The 21254-nt window shown below is 32.6% G+C and carries 18 protein-coding genes and 1 pseudogene; 2 read left to right on the forward strand and 17 right to left on the reverse strand.

Going from position 1 to position 21254, the window contains the following annotated elements; all coding sequences use genetic code 11:
- Position 1: 1 nt before the first annotated feature.
- The 10 genes and pseudogenes from ACK1U5_RS06390 to ACK1U5_RS06435 all read right to left on the reverse strand — a co-directional run bounded on the left by ACK1U5_RS06390 (position 2) and on the right by ACK1U5_RS06435 (position 14285).
- Positions 2–4558: a non-ribosomal peptide synthetase gene (locus ACK1U5_RS06390; RefSeq protein ID WP_113710699.1), complete on the reverse strand. Its 4557-nt coding sequence runs from the start codon at positions 4556–4558 to the stop codon at positions 2–4.
- Between the two features lie 13 nt (positions 4559–4571).
- Complete coding sequence (locus ACK1U5_RS06395) at positions 4572–5825, reverse strand: MFS transporter (protein WP_000858613.1); 1254 nt, start codon at positions 5823–5825, stop codon at positions 4572–4574.
- Positions 5826–6885: 1060 nt separating this feature from the next.
- Positions 6886–7476 (reverse strand): SGNH/GDSL hydrolase family protein, encoded by a 591-nt coding sequence (locus ACK1U5_RS06400; RefSeq protein WP_000265875.1) that lies wholly within the window; start codon positions 7474–7476, stop codon positions 6886–6888.
- Between the two features lie 137 nt (positions 7477–7613).
- Positions 7614–7739: pseudogene (locus tag ACK1U5_RS06405) on the reverse strand (acyltransferase family protein); the annotation flags it as partial.
- Positions 7740–7831: 92 nt separating this feature from the next.
- Positions 7832–9145 carry a D-alanyl-D-alanine carboxypeptidase family protein gene (locus ACK1U5_RS06410; RefSeq protein WP_061139286.1) on the reverse strand — a complete coding sequence of 438 codons (1314 nt, stop codon included), beginning with the start codon at positions 9143–9145 and terminating at the stop codon, positions 7832–7834.
- A 331-nt stretch (positions 9146–9476) separates the two neighbouring features.
- The gene (locus ACK1U5_RS06415; RefSeq protein WP_113710700.1) at positions 9477–10136 is read right to left on the reverse strand and encodes a CatB-related O-acetyltransferase; all 660 of its coding nucleotides are present in this window, start codon (positions 10134–10136) and stop codon (positions 9477–9479) included.
- Positions 10137–10389: 253 nt separating this feature from the next.
- Complete coding sequence (locus ACK1U5_RS06420; protein WP_000347987.1) at positions 10390–11148, reverse strand: TSUP family transporter; 759 nt, start codon at positions 11146–11148, stop codon at positions 10390–10392.
- 67 nt (positions 11149–11215) lie between these two features.
- Positions 11216–12466 (reverse strand): hypothetical protein, encoded by a 1251-nt coding sequence (locus ACK1U5_RS06425; RefSeq protein WP_001032367.1) that lies wholly within the window; start codon positions 12464–12466, stop codon positions 11216–11218.
- A gap of 521 nt (positions 12467–12987) precedes the next feature.
- The gene (locus ACK1U5_RS06430; RefSeq protein WP_000842216.1) at positions 12988–13266 is read right to left on the reverse strand and encodes an AbrB/MazE/SpoVT family DNA-binding domain-containing protein; all 279 of its coding nucleotides are present in this window, start codon (positions 13264–13266) and stop codon (positions 12988–12990) included.
- 140 nt (positions 13267–13406) lie between these two features.
- Positions 13407–14285, reverse strand: a complete 879-nt coding sequence (locus ACK1U5_RS06435) for a helix-turn-helix domain-containing protein (protein ID WP_000397984.1) — start codon at positions 14283–14285, stop codon at positions 13407–13409.
- Positions 14286–14661: 376 nt separating this feature from the next.
- Here ACK1U5_RS06435 and ACK1U5_RS06440 point away from each other — a divergent pair, with 376 nt between their 5' ends.
- On the forward strand, positions 14662–14913 hold the full coding sequence (locus ACK1U5_RS06440; RefSeq protein WP_000827560.1) for a response regulator transcription factor: 252 nt from the start codon (positions 14662–14664) through the stop codon (positions 14911–14913).
- Between the two features lie 239 nt (positions 14914–15152).
- Here the strand turns inward: ACK1U5_RS06440 and ACK1U5_RS06445 are convergent, their stop codons facing one another.
- From ACK1U5_RS06445 to pepD, 3 genes are all read right to left on the reverse strand, one after another.
- Positions 15153–15755 carry a hypothetical protein gene (locus ACK1U5_RS06445; RefSeq protein WP_000517260.1) on the reverse strand — a complete coding sequence of 201 codons (603 nt, stop codon included), beginning with the start codon at positions 15753–15755 and terminating at the stop codon, positions 15153–15155.
- A 25-nt stretch (positions 15756–15780) separates the two neighbouring features.
- Positions 15781–16590 carry a papain-like cysteine protease family protein gene (locus tag ACK1U5_RS06450; protein ID WP_113710702.1) on the reverse strand — a complete coding sequence of 270 codons (810 nt, stop codon included), beginning with the start codon at positions 16588–16590 and terminating at the stop codon, positions 15781–15783.
- 245 nt (positions 16591–16835) lie between these two features.
- On the reverse strand, positions 16836–18305 hold the full coding sequence (pepD, locus tag ACK1U5_RS06455; protein WP_000287515.1) for a beta-Ala-His dipeptidase: 1470 nt from the start codon (positions 18303–18305) through the stop codon (positions 16836–16838).
- A 211-nt stretch (positions 18306–18516) separates the two neighbouring features.
- Here pepD and ACK1U5_RS06460 point away from each other — a divergent pair, with 211 nt between their 5' ends.
- Positions 18517–18906, forward strand: coding sequence for a YxeA family protein (locus ACK1U5_RS06460; RefSeq protein WP_000713866.1), 390 nt, complete (start codon positions 18517–18519; stop codon positions 18904–18906).
- A gap of 18 nt (positions 18907–18924) precedes the next feature.
- On the opposite strand, the gene spoIISB is transcribed toward ACK1U5_RS06460, so the two are convergent.
- The 4 genes from spoIISB to gpmA all read right to left on the reverse strand — a co-directional run bounded on the left by spoIISB (position 18925) and on the right by gpmA (position 21127).
- Positions 18925–19101, reverse strand: coding sequence for a stage II sporulation protein SB (spoIISB, locus tag ACK1U5_RS06465; RefSeq protein WP_000852629.1), 177 nt, complete (start codon positions 19099–19101; stop codon positions 18925–18927).
- A 72-nt stretch (positions 19102–19173) separates the two neighbouring features.
- Positions 19174–19302: a hypothetical protein gene (locus ACK1U5_RS06470; protein ID WP_000237818.1), complete on the reverse strand. Its 129-nt coding sequence runs from the start codon at positions 19300–19302 to the stop codon at positions 19174–19176.
- A gap of 112 nt (positions 19303–19414) precedes the next feature.
- The gene (locus ACK1U5_RS06475) at positions 19415–20152 is read right to left on the reverse strand and encodes a type II toxin-antitoxin system SpoIISA family toxin (protein ID WP_000624977.1); all 738 of its coding nucleotides are present in this window, start codon (positions 20150–20152) and stop codon (positions 19415–19417) included.
- Positions 20153–20389: 237 nt separating this feature from the next.
- A complete protein-coding gene (gene gpmA / locus ACK1U5_RS06480; protein ID WP_000594152.1) occupies positions 20390–21127 on the reverse strand; it encodes a 2,3-diphosphoglycerate-dependent phosphoglycerate mutase in 738 nt (245 codons plus the stop codon).
- Positions 21128–21254 lie beyond the last annotated feature (127 nt).

Below are 21254 nucleotides of genomic sequence, written 5' to 3' on the forward strand. Positions count from 1 at the left end.
TTTACACCCTCTTCTTTGTTAATTTAAGTAATACTTTGCTCAAGCTTTCTTCCGTAAGATCCTCTGCATCAGCAAAATCTGATACCGTAAAAGCAGACTCTGTTGTTGGTTTATTTATAAGTTGACGAAGATGCCTCAACATACCATCTGCTATCACTTGAATTTTTAATTTAGAAAACTGTTCCCTACTATACATCCAAATAAAATGTAACTTTTCATCTTTCACCATTCCAATAACATCAATTAGATGAGATGGTTTGGAATCTGGAGCATGATCTAAAAATGTAAATCCTGTCTCTTGCATAAACAAAGAGTCCCTTGAAAACACCTGATCAAATTGGCCCAAATAGTTAAAGCTTATTGAAGGCTTTTGCTGATAAAACGGAAGTAATCCTTTATTCAAGTAACGTAAAATACCATAGTCAACTCCGCGATTTGGGATTCGACGCAATTGCTCTTTGACTGCCTTTAACCCTTCAATAGGTGTCTGAGTTCCTTGAAAATTGAGATGAACGGGATAAATACTCGTGAACCAGCCCACTGTCCTTGATAAATCAATACCTTCAATCATCTCTTCTCTCCCGTGTCCTTCTAGATGAATAGAAACGGTTTGCTGATTTGTACAATCGACGATAGCTTGTCCTAATGCCGTTAATAGTACCTCATCAATCCTTGTCTTATGAGTGACTAGAACTTCGTGAAACAATGCTTGTGTTTCTTCTATTCCTAAAGTCCTCGTCACTTGATCAATCGATTCTTCTGTCGTTTCTTGTATGGGATAGTCCATTGGAATTTTCATCGTTTCTTTTTCTACTTGTTCATTCCAATAATCCTTTACTTCTTTTGAAATACCCGAATCACTGTATGTCTGAAGTCGTTCAGACCATTCTTTAAAAGATGTACTTTTCGCAGGTAAGCGAATTTCTTGACCTTGTTTCATCTGGTTATATACCACCTGTAAATCTTCCAATAGAATCCTCCATGACACTCCATCTACTACTAAATGATGTATCACCCAGAATATTCGATCATTTTCAATCAAGTTATCTTCAAAGTACACTACTTTCATTAACGGACCAGTAATTAAATTGAAACTAGCTTGATGAATATTCATCTCTTCTTGTATTATTTTATTCCACTCTTTTTCATTAACTTGATTCCGTTTTACAACATGGAGTACTGACAGCTCATCAGTCCCTTCATTTCTCTGCCTCCACGTTCCGTTTGGTAACTGTTCGTACCGGAAACGTAAAGCATCATGATGTTTCAGTAAATTTAATATCGCTCCCTCTAGTAATTTCACATCCAATCTTTCTTTTACTCTTAAAAGCATTGATTGATTCCAATGCTCTGTATGTGGATGTTCTTGCTCGAAGAACCAGCACTGAATTGGAGTAAGAGGCACATCACCTATCACAATTCCCTGCTCCGCTTGTACTCCCTGCGTTTCTATAGCCACTTGTGCCAGCTCAGCGATAGTTGGGCATTCAAACATTTGCTTTGGAGTAAGTTTTAACCCCACTTGACTTGCTTGAGATATGATTTGAATACTGAGAATCGAGTCGCCACCAATTTCAAAGAAATTATCATAGATTCCCACCTTTTTAACACCTAATACTCTCTTCCAAATGGTAGTTAGTATCTGTTCGTTACTATTCCGAGGGCCAACACATTCACTATTAATCTGCGTTTCCTCCGGCATAGGTAAGGCCTCACGATCAACTTTACCGTTAGCTGTAAGTGGAATAGCTTCCATCGCCACAAATCCCGAAGGAACCATATAACTTGGTAGTTTCGCTTTAAGATACTCTCTCCACGCATCTACATTTCCATCTCCTACAACATATGCTACTAATCGTTTATCGCCTGGCTGATCTTCTCTTACAATTACAACTACCTCTTTTACATATGCATATGTATGTAAAGTAGACTCAATTTCCCCAATCTCAATTCGGAAACCACGTATTTTAACCTGATGATCAATTCTTCCACGATAATCTAGATTCCCATCTGGCAAATACCTCGCTAAGTCTCCTGTCCGGTATAATCTTGCTTTCAGATCACTACTAAATGGATGAGATATAAAACGCTCTGCTGTTAATTCAGGTCTATTTAAATACCCACGTGCAAGCCCTGCTCCGCCAATATAAAGTTCACCATCAACACCTATAGGAACAGGTTGTTGATAAGCGTCTAGTATATACACTTCTAAATCGGGAATCCGCTTTCCAATATTACTTCTTGAAGCCTGCTGCACATCATCTAAAGTAATTGGATAATATGTAACATGAACTGTAGTTTCTGTAATTCCATACATATTAATTAACTGTGGGTTTTTCTCCCCATACCTTTGAAACCACGGTAACAAGCTAGTAGGTTCTAACGCTTCTCCGCCAAATATGACATAACGCAGCTGCAAATTTTTATTCTCATCTTCTTGTTCACACACTTGTATTAATTGTCGAAATGCGGAAGGTGTCTGATTTAGAACTGTGACTTCTTCCTCCACTAATAATTGATAAAAATCCTTAGGTGATCGACTAATCCAGTACGGAACAACAACTAATTTTCCACCATATAATAATGCTCCCCAAATTTCCCATACTGAGAAATCAAATGCATACGAATGAAAAAGCGTCCAAGTATCTTTTTCATTAAACTGATACCAACAATCCGTCGATTTAAACAACCGAATGACATTGTGATGCTCTATCATAACGCCCTTTGGATTTCCCGTTGATCCCGAAGTATAGATTACATATGCCAGATTTTGGGGACCGACACCAGAAACCGGCAAAGTCTTACTTTCTTTCCCAATCTCATCTTGATCACGATCCAGGCAAATCGACTCAACATTTTCTGGTAACCAGTTCAATTCTTTTAAACTTTCTTGCGTTACGAATAACTGAATGCTAGCATCTTCTAAAATATATTGAAGTCGTTGCTCTGGATATGTTGGATCAAGTGGGACATAAGCCCCACCAGCCTTCAAAATCCCTAAAATACCTACAATCATCTCGTGGGAACGTTCAACGCACAGTCCAACTAAAGTATCAGGTCCTACTCCTTTTTTCTGCAGATAATGAGCTAACTGGTTTGCACGTTCATTAAGCTCCTTATAAGTAATTTTTTCTTTTTCATACGTAACTGCAATAGCATTTGGATAAATCATCGCTTGCCGTTCGAACATTTCATGAATAGTTACTTGAGGCGGGACATCCAGTTTAGGATTGTTGAACTCAACTAAACTTTTTCTTTTATCCTCCTCAGAAATGATTTCTATTTCAGCCACCTTCTGCTTTGGGTTTTCAAAAATATTTTCCAGTATCACTAGCATAACGTTAAAGAATCGTTCTATCTCTTCCTTAGAAAATAGCTCCTCACGATAATCAATATGTACATGTAAAGAGTCTATATCAATTAGATTTTCAATATGCACTGCAAAATCTTGTACTTCTTCACGGTTTGGAATCCATAGTGAGTCACCACTTTCATCACGATCCCTATAATCAATCGTAGTTCCGAAAAGTCTCACATTACTGTTATTCTCTTTATTAATCTGCTTTAATAACAAATCAAATGGATATTTCTGGTGTCTTAATGATTTACTTTGTTTTCTGGACACCCTACTAATAAATGAAAGTACTTCTTCTTCTGGATCAATATCCATTCTTAAAGGAACTGTACTCACCATCATTCCAATCAATTTTCGTTCCATTTTAGTCATACGGTTGCCATAAGCCATTCCTAAACCAATATCAAGCGATGAGGTCCACCGATACATGGACAACGAGAAAGCAGCAACAAAAAGGGTGTATAAACTAAATTTGTAATCTTCAGAAAATTTTTCTATCTTTCTCTTCAAATGCTCCGTTAATATAAACGTCTCACGTGATGCTTTGGTACTAACTTGGTACGTATTATAAGGCTTCAACCCGGTCACAGATGGCAGTGTTTTAAATTCCTCTAACCAGAATTTTTGATCTTTTTGAAAACGACTACTATTCAAGTATGTTTGTTCATTAGTCAGAAATTGAACATATGAATTTTTAATTTCGCCTTCCTCATTCTCGTTATGCATGTCATAATAATATTTTGCAATCTGCTCAGTAAATATTTGAATTGATAAACCATCCATAATAATATGATGAACATTTCCAAAGACCGCACATTCATTATCGTTTAATTTTATTAAAGCGAAATAGTATAAATTCGAATTAAATAATGTAAACGTTTCTTTTGCTTTCTGCTCAATCCATTCCTCAAGCAAATTTGTATTCTCCACATTACTGAAATCAAAAAACTCAAATTCTTGTTCTTCATGTTTAATAAAATATTGTTTAGGTTCTTGATGCCCATTTTCTTTTAACCTAATGCACAGACCGTCATTTTCACTGATAACGCGATTCACAACTTGGTTTAATTTTGAATAGTTCATTTTTCGATGAAGTTTAAATAAAAATCTTAAATTACATATTCCTTTATCAGAATGAATAACTTCTGTATACCATATTCTTCGCTGCGGATGGCTTAATGGATAACATTCCTCATTGGTCATAAAAATCTTCCCTTCAAAAATTATTTGCTCTTATAGGTTCGTGTTTATGTTTAGCCCATAAATATTTCTGCAGTGAAACTCCAATTACTCCAATAATAACAAGCCCAATCCCTCCATAAACATAGAGTTGAGTTACTCCAAACAAATGCACTAATGGACCACTCATAGCAGGAGAAATAATTAAAACTGCATTTGTTAAACTGCTTTGAATACCAAATACTCTTCCTACTTGATCTTGATCGGATTCTATTTGTAATATGACTTGATTAGATACAAGCATCAGCCCACTTCCGATACCAGCGATAAAACTAATTAAATAGGCTAAAACGAAGACCGTACCGGGCGTTATCAAACCAATCCCCCCAAAACCAATTCCCATTAAAACCATACCTCCACATACTACCCAGCCATATTGAAATTGTTTTAATTTCTGAGTTAGTAATGCACCAAGTATTCCGCCAAGACCAATAATAGAAATGATATATCCCATTTTACTTTTATCATGTGGGAATAAGCTCTTAAATAAAGTTGGGAATTGTGAGTCTACTAATTGTAATACTGCCATGGCTATTGTAACGAAAATCATGGTTGATAATATTATCCGATTAGATAACACATAACCCCACCCTTGTACCCAAGCGGTCCAAGTACTTTGTTTTTGCTTTTCAACAAATTCTTTCGATATAGTTTCTTTAAATTTTATTGTGGGTATGAGAACTAAGGTAGCTAATAAACAACTTATAGCTCTTATAATGAGGCAGAACTCTGGTTGAAACCAGCTCAGCAACATGCCCCCTATAAGTGGGCCTACTATCTTTGTACCCTGCTCTACTATTCCGTTGATACTTACTGCTTTAGTAAGCAAGTCCGGGGATACAATCTGTCTTGTTAGTGTTTGCTGTGCAGGATAATAGAAAACAATAAAAATGGAACGAATCATTAATGCCACTAAGAGCCAGTGGATATCTTGTACAAATAAAAGAGCAATTGTTATTAGACCAACCATTAGATTACAGAACATCATAATTGGAATTTTTCTAAAACGATCTGCAATAACACCTGCCCATGAGCCAAAAATAATTCCAGGAAGTGCATATGCAACAGGAATCAATCCAATCATAGTAGGATCTACTTCCCATTCAAACCCAACTATAGTCATAATCGCTAACATATCAATAAAAACACCAAGCATAAGCAATGAATAGGCAGAGAAAACTTGTAAATAAACCCTATTTCCTAATAGGCCTTTTGAATCAGTAGTTTTCATAAAAGCAAGCTCCTTAGGTTACTAATATAAACGCTTTTGCGTATAAGGTACCTCTTTATTAAACTTAATTAATCATTATTGACATCTCACCTAGAATTTAACTTCGTCAAAACTCAAACCACTCTTGTTTTTCATATATTTAAAATAGTCAGACAAACGAAAGCGTACCTATTTCTTCATTTTTATATCAACTGTTACAAAATATTTCTTTACCTTACACTAATAACAGCTAAACGTTTCCTTAATATAACCCTTTACAGTCGTTTGCACATTCAATTCACATCCTTTTTAAAGTTGGCTTTTTTCTATCTCAAATACTATCACACAAATATTTCACCTACTATATTCATAAAGTTGAAATATTTGAATCAGAAAATTCGGATAAAAAACTAAATCCACAAATCATACCAAACAATTATTTAGTTATATTGTCATTTTATAGATAGCTTTAGCCATAAGGATATCAAGAATTAAGTTTTTTAATTTTATTAACATAATAGTTTATAGAGACTATAAATCCTACTAAACAAAAAAATAAATATACAATAAAGTATATTTATTTTTTCTTATCCTACATATTTTCTATGCAAATTAATTCCAATAACTAAAGTTGATAATAAAAATATAATATTACCAATCACTAATGTACTCATAACAAGAATTGAATACTATAGTATTAATACTTCTGCACCTACTACCTATTTTATTTATTGGATATTTATACTTCAAAAAAATTACACATCATTCACAATTAGGATACATACCTAAAATATGATTTGAACATGTTATTATATTTTAAGATAATATCAGTTTTTCTATAAGAGAACTTAATTTTTTTGTAGTACGAAACTGTTAGTAATACAGTATATACTAATTTAGTTATAAAAACATTTAAAGACCACCTATTTCCATAAGTGATCTTTCTTTGTGATTCTGTATTTGTGCACTACTGTAGAAATATATCGTAGAAACGCTTTGTTTGCTAAATGTTTAGTTCTTTCCATTTACTAAAAAACATAGCTTCATACACTTAATATCATATTCGTTACATTGCAAACTATTATTTTGTCTTCTGTACAGGCAAACTACTAAAAATTAATTCAGCAACTTTTACATATCCTTTTGAGTTTGGATGAATTAAATCCTTAGACCAAAGCGTATTGTCGTTAACTAAATGATGATTCCAAAAATCAACATGATGAAGCTTATACTCTCTGCTCAGTGAATGTATAACTTCATTTGCCTCTAATAATTGTTCTTTTATTACTTGTTTTTTTTCAGAAGCAAAAGGGAGCCTAACTGTAAAATCTGGAAGGTTTGCTATAATAATATCAGCCCCTGCTTTACTTAATGTATCTATCATAAATTCCATATCGTTCTTATATGCATCATGATTCCAACGTCCTTTTAAAACATCGTTTGCCCCTGCAATGAGACTAACCAAATCTGGATTAAAAGTTAACGCCTTTTCCAATTGCTGCAAGCGAATTTCTTCAGTTACTAACCCACGCTTTGCAAAATTGGCATATTCTATATCGTTTTCACACAGTTGAACAAAATGATCTACCCAGCTTTTTAATGCAATTCCCTCAACTTCATCCCCTATCCCCTCTGTAAAACTATCACCAATTGCTACAAATCGCTTCCACATATGTATTCCCCCTTTATTTTTAAACATATCTATACTATACAATAGCTCACACCGTAATTGTTATTTCTAAGTGGTTTTCGATTTCAATTATATTCCACTTTACTATATTTACTAAAGAAATAAAATCCCTCTAGGAATTATACTTTTTTCAAAAAATTTGTTGTTCTTTGTTTTGCCCAGTTGATACATTTCTTTTCGATTACATGATACGAAACTATAGAAAAAAGTAGTGTCATTGCAATGCACAAAGTAAGAAGAAAAAATTACACCCTGACATTCCAAGCTATCCACATAAGAATCTATAGTGCTTTGAAACCTTTTGTTTCAAACTAATATTTAGTTGTATCCTATAAAATTAGCTTTTTACTATATCAATCGTACGATCCCACATACCACTAAAAAAAGATCCTGTTTTACGTATAAAACGTGTAAGCCAATTTGCTTGTTCCACATCAGATTTTGTTACAAGGTCTATTTGTAATGAATTACCTGATAAGAACCCAGGATCTGTATTATCTTTAGACGAGATAATCATTTTACTAATTGTTACACCTTTTTTAATAGGCGCTTCTTGTTCCCTATTCGATACTTTAAATTCTTTTTTATAAATGTCTTTATTGCCCTTCGGCATTGGAAGTGAAACAGCTTGCTTCGTTTGAACTACTACATCTTTGTCTTTTGCATTTGCCACTCGAACTGTTTCATGTCCTTTTATTACTGAATCTTTTCCGTAGACATTCTTCACTTCAAAATTCGCAAATCCATAATCGTATAATTTCTTTGTTTCATCAAAACGTGCCGTATGAGATTTTGCTTTTATCACTACAGAAATTAGTCGCATACCATTTCTTTCTACTGTACCAGTGAAACAATCTCCCGCTTCTGGAGTCGTTCCTGTTTTCAAACCATCTACACCTTCATATTGCTTAATTAAGCCTTTTAACATCCAGTTAAAGTTCGCCATATCAATTGGATATTTACCACCCTCTTGGAATGTTTTTTTAGGAATTTTTGCTGTATTTAATATTTGGGGGAAATCTTGAATAAGACGTTGTGCTAAAATTGCACAATCCCTTGCAGACATTTTATTTTTCTCTTCTAGAGTTGTCCCTTCTAGATGATATCCTTTTAAATCTTGATTTGTTAAGCCAGTAGAGTTTACAAACTTATAATCTTTCATACCAAACTCTTTTGACTTATCGTTCATCATTTTTACAAAATTGACCTCTTTACCAGCAATCTGTTCAACTAAAGCAATTGTTGCACCATTTGCAGAGTAAATTGCCATTGCCTCATATAACTCTTTTACCGTATAAGAGCCACCATTTTCTAATGGAACATTTGATAGTGAACGATCTTGCGAAATCTTATGTGCATATTCAGAGATTTTAACTTTTTGATCCCATTTAAGTTTTCCTTTATCCACCGCTTCATAAACTAAGTATTCGCTCATCATTTTTGTCATACTAGCAATTGCCAATGATTCATCTGCATTTTTTTCATATAAAATTTTTCCAGAATTTGCTTCTATTAAAATTGCTGACCCTGCTTCAACGTCTATAGCAGGATCTGTTTCCGCTGCTGCTTTTCCAATTGTAACGACCATGCTACAAAATATTGTAAGCACTGTTACTATTGCAATAACTCTATTGCAAAACATACCTTTCACTTCTGTTACCTCCAATTTCTTTGTACTTAAAAAAAGCGTTATTCTAACATAATCCCGCAAAAAAATAGAAAGTGTTCTCAAATTGTATATACATATAAAACGTTAGAATCGCTTTCATATAGACCATCTCATCCGACATTTTTAGGTGCGCTAATACTTTGTATTCCCACACATATCCTTATTTTTAATCCCCTTATATTTTTCAAAATGATTCACACTTTCATATTTTTTTAGGATTACAGTTAATAGACAATCTAAATAATACATTTGTTCCACATTTACAAAAAATAAAAAACTACACCCTATACTGGATGTAGTTTTTCTAACTGATTTATTTATTTTTCACTTCATTTTTATAAAAAGCAAATAATGGTTCGATGGATGGACTAGATAACAGCGGAATTGCCTTCTCAATCAATTTCCTATCCCAATCAAACCAACGCATTTCCATTAACATGTTTATTTCTGTATCAGTGAATCGTTTCTTTATTTCCTTAGCAGGATTTCCACCAACTATTGTATACGGCGGAACATCTTTACTTACGACTGCTCCTGCAGCAACAATTGCACCTTCACCAATAGTAACGCCAGGCATTATTATAGCATTCATTCCAATCCAAGCATCACTTTTAATGACTGTATCTCCCTTAGGTTCATATGATTGTTTAATTTGCTCAGCAAATGGATATACTGTAATCCATTCTGAGTGATGATTATGATTACCACCCATTAAAATGACTACCCCGCTTGCTATGCAAACATAATTCCCAATAATGAGTTTGTCAAGGTGCCATCCCATCTGTTCAATTGGATTGAACAGTGCTTGGGACTTAGCATCTCCCCACAAATACCTTACACAGCCATCTTCAAAATTTTGATGACTATAATAGCCTGAATAATAGGAGTACTCTCCTACTTCAATGAGTGGATTTGTTACTATATCTTTTATATACTTTGTTTCTGACCAATGATTAAATAATGGATGCTTCATAACTTTATTCCTCGCTTCTAAGTATTATATATATTGCTATTTACTTAGAAGCTTACTACGACTGCTACATTTTTTAGCTTTCTCAAACGACGAATCATTATCTTCAAGCCTTTCTTTTATACTATAAAAAAGCATAACGCAATACATTACACTAGTCAAATTGTGTAATTTTGAACACATCTTAAACAGCGTAATACTGCAATAAAAACATGAAAACACTCTAACTTCGATACAAATAATATATTGATTACATTTAGTTTATATTTTGTAAAAAAATTTTAATTGCCATAACAAAGCAAACAATAACCACTATTGGTCGTATTAATGACGTCCCTTTTGTAAGCACCATCTTCGCTCCAATATATGATCCTATAATTTGACCAAGCATCATAATCAACCCAATTGTCCAATCGATTTGGCCAAAAATAATAAAATATAACAAAGCAGCGAAATTACTTGTAAAGTTCAAAATCTTAGCATTTGCAGTCGCCCGTGTAGCACTATATCCACATAAAAGAATGAATGCTAAAGCAATTAAACTACCTGTTCCTGGGCCGAAGAAACCATCATAAAATCCCAGTAACGGAGCCACTGTTAACGCAAACAACAACATACTTATTTTCCTCGGTCGATCTTCGTTTGCTATATTTGGAGATAATAGAAAATAAATGCCAATAAAAACAAGTAAAAAAGGTAATATCATAATTAGATATTCTGCCCGTATCTGTAAAACAAGCCATCCACCGAAAACTGATCCAAAAAAGGTCATTAAGATGGACAAACGCATTTCTTTAAGATTAATTTCTTTCTTCTTAATAAAAAACACTGTTGCCATGAGAGTTCCGCTACTCCCTTGCAGTTTATTAGTTGCTATCGCTACAGAAGGAGACATACCTACTAATAACATTATCGGGATAGTTATCATACCACCGCCTCCAGCAATCGTATCTATCCATCCTGCTAATACAGCTACTAAAAATAGTAGTATGAGTAATTCAATAGTAAAATCCATACAAAGAATATGGGAAGGCTTGAGCTATTATACCCCAAACCTCCCCATCTTCCCTCCTCTCTTTAAACTAGTTAATTAAATCTTTAAAGTAACTTTCTTTCTGATCACGTAATCGGCTGGAAACGTATTGCCTGCAAACAATTCTTCTTCCGTATTTATTATTTCCAATCGGGATTTTATATTCTTCCTCAGATAACCTTTCTCTACCATGAGTTACATTTGTTTGTTTACCATAGTATGAATTTGGGATAATTAATAAATCTTCAGATGTAAGTGGAACCTTATAAGTAGGCGTTGTTCGTAAGAGTTCTAAAAACATGTCAAATTTCAATTTTTCTTCTTCACTTTCTCCTACATAAATCAATCTATTCTCTGCTCCATTTAAACAAGTTGCAATAATATCACCATTATCATCTAAAAATATAATTTGGTTTATTTCCCCTACAAATCCCGATATTTCACCATCAGCCATTCCTGCGATATGAGCAATAGGCATTTTACTTATCGCCAATATGTCATCTTTACTGAAGAAATTTTCTTCAAGATGCTTTTGAAGTAATTTTGGCGTTCCAATATGAGTTTGAGTTTTTAAATTTAACACTCCTTTTAATAAAAGAGCATCAACTCTAGTAAATTTTCCACAAGTAATTTCAGACACTATTCGTTCCACGGATTTATTAAGTCTATTTGATACAATTTCTAAATTCGTATTGAATGTTTTCAATCTTGCTTCAATATCTGATTGGTCTTTCATATCTGTATACACTGTGGCATCGTTATGTTGATAAAAGTTCCCGCCACCGGTGCTTGCACCGACATTTCGCAAAACTTCATCGTTGTTTAAAGGTGAAATGAGATGAAATCTATTTTTCCCTGCATGTTCGGATGGGTGAATTAAAGCATCATAATTAAAAAGTGTGGCAAAAAGCCAGGTGACCCATTCTGCATAAAAATATTTTTTCATTCTATCGTGTTCGTCTTCACCATAATTAAAACCTCTGCGATTTTCCCCAGGTAATAGTGTTTCTATAGGATCACATGGAGTATTTTTAATAAGGATAGGCGGTACGTTCCCACCACAATTCGCTATTTTTATCATATGTAGTAGATTTTTCATGTCTGAATTCGGAGTTTTCTTTGAATAGTCAATCAAACAATTAAGCCACTCTTTTGAAAAATATGCTGCTATTTCTTGATCACAAGTATAAGGATTATGAGTTTTTAATTCATTTTCTATCAGATTCTTCATTTTATCCTTCAATAGATTCGGAATAGTAATTTCTTCAATTTCTGTAATCTGCAGTATTCCTTTATTCATTATAAAACCTCCGTTGTTTTATTTTTTACACCCTATCTTCTATTAAACAAACTATCCACTTCTTTTTTACTCCTTTACTTTTCGTCAGAGCTATTAGAATTACCGATTTACAAATAAAAAACATGGAGTATAAGAGATTTCTTCTTAGTTACATTTCCCCCACGAACCTCCATTGATTTGGCAAATTTAATTTGAAAATCTGATTCATTTTCATACTTTACTTTCAAACTATGTTTATATGATTTTCAATTCAAGTAAGAGTATTTCATTTTCTAAAGTTTTCCTAATTTTAAAATCAGAATTTTCAATACAACTATGTTAACATTAAAAATATAACACGAAACAAAAAAATGTAAATAAATAGTTTTTTTATAAAAAATAGTCAGACTATTTATAAGGTAATCCGTATTCCATTGAACCAACTACGGCCTCTCAATTTTATTGATAACAATAAAAAAGCCCCCTAAATGAATAGAGGACTTTTTCCAAGTATATTCTATTTTAAAGTTCTTACTTATCTTTTACTTTAAAAGATATTGCTGTAACTTCTTTATTAACAGTTCCATCCCGTTTGGACTTACGATAATCTTCCCATTCGCTAACGAAATATTGCTGTCTGAAATATCTCCTGTAAGTGCACAAGCTCTTGGAGATTGATATTTTCGTAAAATAATCTGATCCTCTTCTATAAACATTTCAAGAGAATCTTTTTCTACAATTCCTAAACTCCGTCTTATTTCCATTGGAATAACAATACGCCCCATACTATCTGCTTTACGAGTAATTCCTCTTGATTTCATAAAATGCCACCCTTTATATTTATCTAATATTACGGTATTCATTTTAGCAATAAACAACAATTAGGAATAGTTCGTATTACAGTACTTTTTTTAGAAATAAATAACAATTAGGAATAGTTTATGTTAAAATTCTTTCTTGTTTATTCTTGATTTTTAATATATTTTTCCTTGATCATTTTTATATATTGTTTTCTTTCAGTTAGTTCAAATATAAATAATGCTTTTTTTATGTCTGTTAAACCAACTTCATTAGAGTGCTGAACTTTCAATAAAATTGCACCTTTTTCAAAAAACAATTCACCTAATAAGTATAAAGTATTCATATTTATGGCTAATTTTATACCTATTTCACTATACTTTATTGCTTCTTCATATTGATTTGCAAGGTGTAAACATTTTGTTAACGTATGAATGAGTCTTAATTTGATTTCTTTTTCTCTAGGAAATTCTATCTTATTAAAATTAATTAAACTTTGTTTTAATATATTTATACTTTTCTCATACTCTTCATTTTCTGCATGTATTATAGCAATTGAATTCATTATGCTTATTTCTTTTTCTGATAAAAAGTTAGTACTACTTAAGGTTTGTTTTAGTGCTCTATTTAAAATGTCAAAAGCATTACTTGTTGCTCCATTTACATAATATATAGCAATCGCTTCATGCCATAATAAAAATTGTTTATCCTCTTTTGATTGGAAATTATTATCATTTTTCTCTTTTTTCACTATTTCATAAAGCTCATTATATTGTTTTTGTTTTACACAATCTCTCATTACACATTTTACATTTTCAATATATTTTATTTTTTTATTTTTGGTTAGTGCGAATATATAATTTGGATCAATACCAAGTCTTTCAGATAATTGATACAACAATATGCTAGATGGATAAATAATACCTTTTTCTATCTTACTAATTTGACTTTGTGAACATATTCCATGACATAATTCAGATTGTGACATGTTTTTTTTCTTTCTAAGTTCTTTAATAATAATACCAAGATTGTAGAATTCCATCTTTCCTCCCTCAAATGTAACACTTTATGAGTATAAGAATATTTTCCAACTTTTAATGTAATGTAAAATTGATATAGTTACAATTACTAATTATATGGATTTATAGTTTCTTTTACAAACTTGTATCACAATACGAGAAATTATTAAAGTATGGTTCACTAATAATCAATGTGCGTTTTATTCACCCCCACTGATTATTAGTCCACCCCAGGCAGGCTTTTACAGGGAGTCCGACTTCTTTGCCACATCTAAATTTTGAGGTCGGAGTCTTACTACCCGCAAATAGCCGGATTAAAATAAATATGATTTTTCACCTTTATTTCTTTTAATAGTTTCTTTTGATTTTTATATAAATAATTTCGAAGGAGCGTATTTTATGAAAAGAATGTTGACCGAAAGAGAGTTAGAAGTGGCTATTTATGTAGCAAAAGGATACACAGATGCAGAAATTTCAAAAAAAATATATGTTACCCCTCGAAGAATTTCAACGATAATTAATCATATTAAAGAAAAATGGCATATTAATTCTAGAGTGGAATTAGGTATTTTAGTTTATCATTATGGTTTTATAGATGCACCCTTATTTTCAAATAAAAAAATTCAGCTATGTAAAAAGGTTGTACAATAGATAGCTGAATATAACGAGTTTAAATTGCAAATAAAAATAGAAGAGCAGACAAACTTTTATTATTTGGTTTACTCCATCACTTTTTAAATTTCAGACATTAATATAAAAAGGTTAGAGAATTAACTTCTCTAACCTTTTTATATACACTATTAGGTTTCAAACAGTAAAGATGCCCTAATGCTACCATTGATCCTGTTCCCTATTCAACCTTGTATAAACAAAAAAATCAGATATTACCACTATTCAAAACCAGTTACAATTCTCTCTTTCATTTTCTGTATTACTTCACTGCTCAATACTTTTTGACCAGCAGGAAGTTTTAATATGGCAGCGGCACCTTTACTAAGGTATATTTCTTGATCATTATTTTGATTTACTACCAATATTCCTTGCCCTTCAAATTCGAAATAACTAATATCTTTTGTTTCATTTGTATTATTTTTTATTGCTTTATATAATCCATATAAATCTTTACTTCTATTTTCTCCGCCCGTTCGAATCGGTTCAGTATCATTCGCAACAATTAGTCCTTCTGGCTGCTCACCCTTCATAATAAACCACAGCTTTTCATTTGTTGGTAATAGTAAATTCTTAAATTCAGAGCTATTTAAAATTTGCTGTGCTGGAATTGTTTCATAGATTGGTAACGAAAATGGAGATGTTGTTATTTTTTCAAAACTTAAATTTTCAGAAGAACTTCCCTTACTATATTGATAATCTTTTAATGCGATCGATTGTACTGATTCACTTTTATTTTTTGATGCATAACTAATTTTACTAGCGAAAATAATAACGGTCATTAAGCACATGCACAGTATCACAAGCTTAAGTAGTTTTCCCATTTATGAACCCCCGCTTTTAATATTATTAGTTTGCATGGATATTATAAACAGTTTCACTCCACCAAAAATTATTATTGTTATGGAACGTACTGAAATTATGATTATAATGATCACCATACCAAGGGTCCATGTATGTTATATAATCTGTTCCATTTGTCCCTTTATAAAATCCATCAAGTACTAGAAAGTGTCCGATGTTAGCTCCATTTTGCCACATAATGAGTGCAATCATCGGCTGATTACTATTAATTTGACTTTTGAACCAATCATAAGATTTTGCTCCAGAACTTATAGCTGAGCTAACACCATATCCCGATAATCCATATTGTATTTCACGTGAAGTTGCAGGATTATTATATGATCCACCCTTAACATACCTAACGTACTGATCTTGTGAAGGAGTTTTCCCAAAATAATTTAAAACTGAAACCGAAGTGCCTGCCCAACACCAATTTGATCTTTCTTGTAATATGTTAGGTACAGATAATTTACGGTCTGTTGGTGTACTTGGGGGATTTCCATTAATATACGCTGACGTTACATATACTTTTTTTCCATCTTTAAAATAATAAAACCAACGATTATCTAAATTTCCTGTCCAGTAATCTTTAACCGCTTCACCATACTCCCATCCTTTAAAAGATACTTTTGTATTTCCGGGAATCACATCTACAATATTTGCATTTAAACTTTTTGCCTCTCTAACATTTACATTCAATGGAGCTGTTGTTCCTGAAAATTCAACTTCTTCTGCTATTATTTTCTGAACACCAATAAAACAAAATGTGAAAAACAATAAAAACATACAAACAATAAAATGATTTCTTCCCTTCATTTCTCCACCCCTTCATCAGTACTAAAAAACATCAACAATTCATCCTTATTAATTGTTCAAGCTTAATATTACATACTAACGAAAAATGACTTCTCATAAAGTGAAACTTTAATCAGTAGTGGTTTTATTCATCCCCCACTGATTATTAGTTGAACCAATCGGGCTGCCCGGCAAATAGTGGGATAAATTCCAATACAAAAAAGGAGCCTATAAATTTTTATAGACTCCTTTTTATTTCGTCGTTATTACTTAGCTAATTCTTTCGTACCCTTCATTACATCAATGAAGAATCCCCAGTTATTCACTACAGAAGAGATACTGATATGTTCATCTGGAGTGTGGACGTTGAAAATGTCTGGTCCGAATGAAATTGCATCTAATTCAGGCATCTTTTGAACGAATGCGCTACACTCAATCCCCGCATGTACAGCGAAGATTTCAATTTCTTTATTGTATTTTTCTTGATGTACTTTCTCAAATAAATTACGAATTTGTGAGTTTGGATTGTATGGCCATTCTGGATACTCTGACTCTATTTCAAATGTAGCACCAACTAATTCAGCAATATATTTGATTTCTTCTGCAACATGTTGTTTTAAACTACTTACAGAACTTCGCACTTCGTTACGTAATTTAATTTCATCTTGCAACGTTTCAATAACGCCTAAATTTGTTGAACTTTCTACAAGACCTTTAATATCCATGCTCATACTTTGAATGCCATTTGGAATTAAGAATAATGATGAAATAAGCTGCTTTTGTGTCTCTTTAGCAAATACTTTTTCAACTTTTTCATCCAATTTTGTCAGTGTAACATGAACATCTGGATCAACAGCACGCATTTCTTCTTGTAATACACGTGTCCATGATTCTAGTTTTTCTTCTACTTGTCCTACATCTTCTGTACGAATTAAAATTGTAGCTACACTTTCACGCGGAATTGCATTCGTTTTTAATCCGCCGTGAACTTCACTTATGTAAAACTCCGTATGTACTGATAAATCACGTAATACTCGTCCTAATACTTTGTTCGCATTACCGCGTTGTTTATCAATTTCCATACCAGAATGGCCGCCTTTTAGACCACCAACATATATACGGTATGCATCCATATTCGCTGGCGTTTCATCCCAAATTACTTGAATTGTTTCAACAGCTTTCGCACCACCTGCACTACTTACAAGTAATTTATGATCTTCTTCAGAATCAATATTTATAAATATCTTTCCTTCAAAATGATTTGGATCAATAGCAAAAGCTCCGCCCATTGTCGTTTCTTCTTCAGTAGTGATAACGACTTCAAGTGCTGGATGCGGAATTTCTTTTGAATCTAATAAAGCTAATGCATACGCAACTGCAATACCATTATCAGCACCTAAAGTTGTTTGATTTGCATATAACATGTCCCCAATGATTCGTAATTCAATTGGATCTTTTTCAAAATCATGTACTGTTGCTTGATTTTTTTCGCAAACCATATCCATATGACCTTGAATAATAATAGCTGGTACATTTTCATAACCAGCTGTTGCTTCTTTTTTAATAATGACATTTAATGCTTCATCTTGAATGACTTCTAAGTTACGCTCTTTTGCAAAGCCCACTAAATAATCACTAATTTCCTTTTCATTACCTGATCCTCTAGGAATCTTTGAAATTTCTGCAAAATGAAAAAATACAGGGTGCTTTGTTAATTGTTCTAAAGTAGAATACATTTTTCAAGCTCCTCTCAAAATGAAAAAATAATATGTAAGTCTCATATCATTATACCATGATTCATTATTTTATCTTTCTTTTAACTTCTATTGTTCATTTTATGTACAACACTCTTACAACATTGTAAGGGCGTTGTAATCTACATCGATTTTTCTTATTTAATAATAGTCGTATACTTTTTAAAGAAACACATTAAAGGAGATAAAGAAAATGAAAAAGTTTTTAGCAATTATTACACTATGTTTATTATTTTTTAGTTTTACTATTGGCTGTGAGAGAGCGTCACTAAATAGAATTGGTAAAGATGTATATTACATGCAGATAAAAGGCGAAGGAACTATCGAAAAAGTAGATCATAGAAACTTACGAAACTATACGCTGTCCGCATATGATGAAGATGGCGTCAAAAAACAAATTACATTTAGAAGTACAAAAAAAGAAAACAATCATAAATTAAATGAAGACGCGTTTTTACGCCTTTATGTAGATCAAGATGATAATAGCAACAATGAAATATCATCAATTGAAGTAAAGTCCTATGAAGAGATTCAGAAAACAGATTTACCTAAAAAAGTAAAAGATAAGTTTACTATTAAATAAAAAACAAAAGAAAATGCTCTATGCATTTTCTTTTGTTCTTTTCACCTGTATATATTTTGAACTACTATTATTCATCAGTTTCTCTAACCGATTTATATTCTCCGTTAATGCACCTTTCACAAGAGAGAAATCTGTATTGGATTCTTCTTTTTTTTCTTTAAAAAACGAAGACTTTTGTACATTGACTTCAGCCATCTCTTCTCCCCCTTTTCAAAAAGATACAACCTTTTATTTATATTATATTGCAAATGTAGAAAGAGTGTACACTTATGATTTTCTTTTTAATTCTTCTTCTAATTCTTCTACTTGCTGCAACGTATCCCCTTTTATTAAAGAGAAATCTGTTGTATCTTCGTTATCTTCTTTAAAAAAATCATTGTCATAATCTTTTACCACTACAATCACCTCTACATGCTAGTGTAGGAATGATTGTCCAATTTTATTCAACTTTGTCGGATTTTGTTTTTAATTTATGTATAGAAGAAAAGGACAGAAAAAGATTCTGTCCTTATTTACTAAAATAACTATGATGTATTGTTAAATTATATACATTTTCAAAATCCCGATCTTGCAGGTTATTTTTCTTTCCATCAATAACAATGAAAACGTCACTTACTATTTTTGCTGGTATAATCCCGACATTTTCTACTTGCACCGCTTTCTGCTCATTCAATTGCTCGATATGTTCTAACGGGACGATAATACTAAATTGTGAGCGAATACCACGAAAGTTTGTATTTAATTCCTTCGCAGCTTCAAAAACAACAATTTTCGCGCCAATCTTTTCCCCATATGAATCTAAAAATGCATTTAAGCTCTTTGTATATTCCTCTTCCGTATGCCATTCCATCGTACCGAATACTGCTGGATTAACATTTTGAATAATTGTCGTGTATATTTCTCCTCTTGCTTTAGATGCAATTAATGATCGTTTTATGGATTGAACTGTCTTGCCAATATCGCTAAATTTCGCACCCCATATTTCTGAAATATTAGGCGTTAAAATGAACGCAATATCAACAAAAATAACCATTGCAGTAAACATTAAAAGATTTTTCCAGAGGGTTAAATCGATTCCTTTTATCATGAAATACACGGTGACAGATATGATAAACAAACCATACCAAGTCTTTCTAATACGTTGCTTCTTCTCCTCGTACAACTCTTCATTTTTCCAATAAAAGAAAACAAGGACTACAAAGACAATCGCTAAAACAAATAAGCCAATTCGAATGTTAGAGATCATTAATCACATCACCCTCCATTCAAAAACTACTCACGATATCATTACATGCGCAAGCTGCTCTCTTTATGACAAAAGACGTGGACAAGCTTCTAAAATTAGCTACATCGCATATATATTAGAAGGTACCACGTCTTTTATCCTGCTATTTGTGGGCAGTAAGACCCCACTGATTAAAATTTCACTTTACCATGAGTCTATATTGTATATGTAGACAAGCATTCATTTCAAATTTTCGTATTAAAAAGAAATATGTTTCGGAATTTCCCCTTCAGGTACTTCTCCATCCATACTTAAATAATAATGACGAATCGGACGTAAGTTTTCGTCTAATTCATAAACAAGCGGAATGCTAGTTGGAATATTTAATGAAACTACACCATCACTTGAAAGGTTGTCTAAATATTTTACTAGCGAGCGAATTGTGTTACCGTGTGATGAAATAATTACTTTATTACCACTTTTTAATGTCGGCGCAATTTCTGAATGCCAATAAGCAAGTACTCTCTTCTCCGTATCCTCTAAACATTCAGTTAATGGAAATTCACCTTTTTTGAGTGTTTTATATCTTGGATCGGTCGCTTCATATCGAGGATCGTCTTCAGTAAGAGCCGGTGGTCTTACATCAACACTTCTTCTCCAAATATGAACTTGCTCCTCACCATACTTTTGAGCAGTTTCATCTTTATTCAGCCCTTGCAATGCACCATAATGTCTTTCATTTAGCTTCCAAGATTTATGTATTGGAACCCAAGTAAGATCCATCTCATGAAGTACAATCCATAACGTCCGAATTGCGCGTTTTAATACAGATGTATAAGCCACATCAAAAGTATATCCGTTTTTCTTTAATATTGCTCCTGCTTCTCTCGCTTCACTTAATCCATTCTCTGATAGATCAACATCTGTCCATCCAGTAAAGCGATTTTCAAGATTCCATAAGCTTTGTCCGTGACGAATAAGTACAAGTTTTATCATTATAATTCCCCTTTCGGAAATGTGAATTTTATTGTTCCATTGCGTACACGTATAAAGTATCTAGTAATGTATCTTTTTATCCATTCACTCTATGACCAATCGATAGTTGCCAAATGTATGGATAAAA

Source organism: Bacillus sp. XB1, assembly GCF_053557995.1.

Excerpts from the sequence above, each read along its gene's own strand:
- ACK1U5_RS06390 (WP_113710699.1), bottom strand. The coding sequence starts at position 4,558 with ATGACCAATGAGGAATGTTATCCATTAAGCCATCCGCAGCGAAGAATA.
- ACK1U5_RS06395 (WP_000858613.1), bottom strand. The coding sequence starts at position 5,825 with ATGAAAACTACTGATTCAAAAGGCCTATTAGGAAATAGGGTTTATTTA.
- ACK1U5_RS06400 (WP_000265875.1), bottom strand. The coding sequence starts at position 7,476 with ATGTGGAAGCGATTTGTAGCAATTGGTGATAGTTTTACAGAGGGGATA.
- ACK1U5_RS06415 (WP_113710700.1), bottom strand. The coding sequence starts at position 10,136 with ATGAAGCATCCATTATTTAATCATTGGTCAGAAACAAAGTATATAAAA.
- ACK1U5_RS06420 (WP_000347987.1), bottom strand. The coding sequence starts at position 11,148 with ATGGATTTTACTATTGAATTACTCATACTACTATTTTTAGTAGCTGTA.
- ACK1U5_RS06425 (WP_001032367.1), bottom strand. The coding sequence starts at position 12,466 with ATGAATAAAGGAATACTGCAGATTACAGAAATTGAAGAAATTACTATT.
- ACK1U5_RS06430 (WP_000842216.1), bottom strand. The coding sequence starts at position 13,266 with ATGAAATCAAGAGGAATTACTCGTAAAGCAGATAGTATGGGGCGTATT.
- ACK1U5_RS06435 (WP_000397984.1), bottom strand. The coding sequence starts at position 14,285 with ATGGAATTCTACAATCTTGGTATTATTATTAAAGAACTTAGAAAGAAA.
- ACK1U5_RS06440 (WP_000827560.1), top strand. The coding sequence starts at position 14,662 with ATGAAAAGAATGTTGACCGAAAGAGAGTTAGAAGTGGCTATTTATGTA.
- ACK1U5_RS06445 (WP_000517260.1), bottom strand. The coding sequence starts at position 15,755 with ATGGGAAAACTACTTAAGCTTGTGATACTGTGCATGTGCTTAATGACC.
- ACK1U5_RS06450 (WP_113710702.1), bottom strand. The coding sequence starts at position 16,590 with ATGAAGGGAAGAAATCATTTTATTGTTTGTATGTTTTTATTGTTTTTC.
- pepD (WP_000287515.1), bottom strand. The coding sequence starts at position 18,305 with ATGTATTCTACTTTAGAACAATTAACAAAGCACCCTGTATTTTTTCAT.
- ACK1U5_RS06460 (WP_000713866.1), top strand. The coding sequence starts at position 18,517 with ATGAAAAAGTTTTTAGCAATTATTACACTATGTTTATTATTTTTTAGT.
- spoIISB (WP_000852629.1), bottom strand. The coding sequence starts at position 19,101 with ATGGCTGAAGTCAATGTACAAAAGTCTTCGTTTTTTAAAGAAAAAAAA.
- ACK1U5_RS06475 (WP_000624977.1), bottom strand. The coding sequence starts at position 20,152 with ATGATCTCTAACATTCGAATTGGCTTATTTGTTTTAGCGATTGTCTTT.
- gpmA (WP_000594152.1), bottom strand. The coding sequence starts at position 21,127 with ATGATAAAACTTGTACTTATTCGTCACGGACAAAGCTTATGGAATCTT.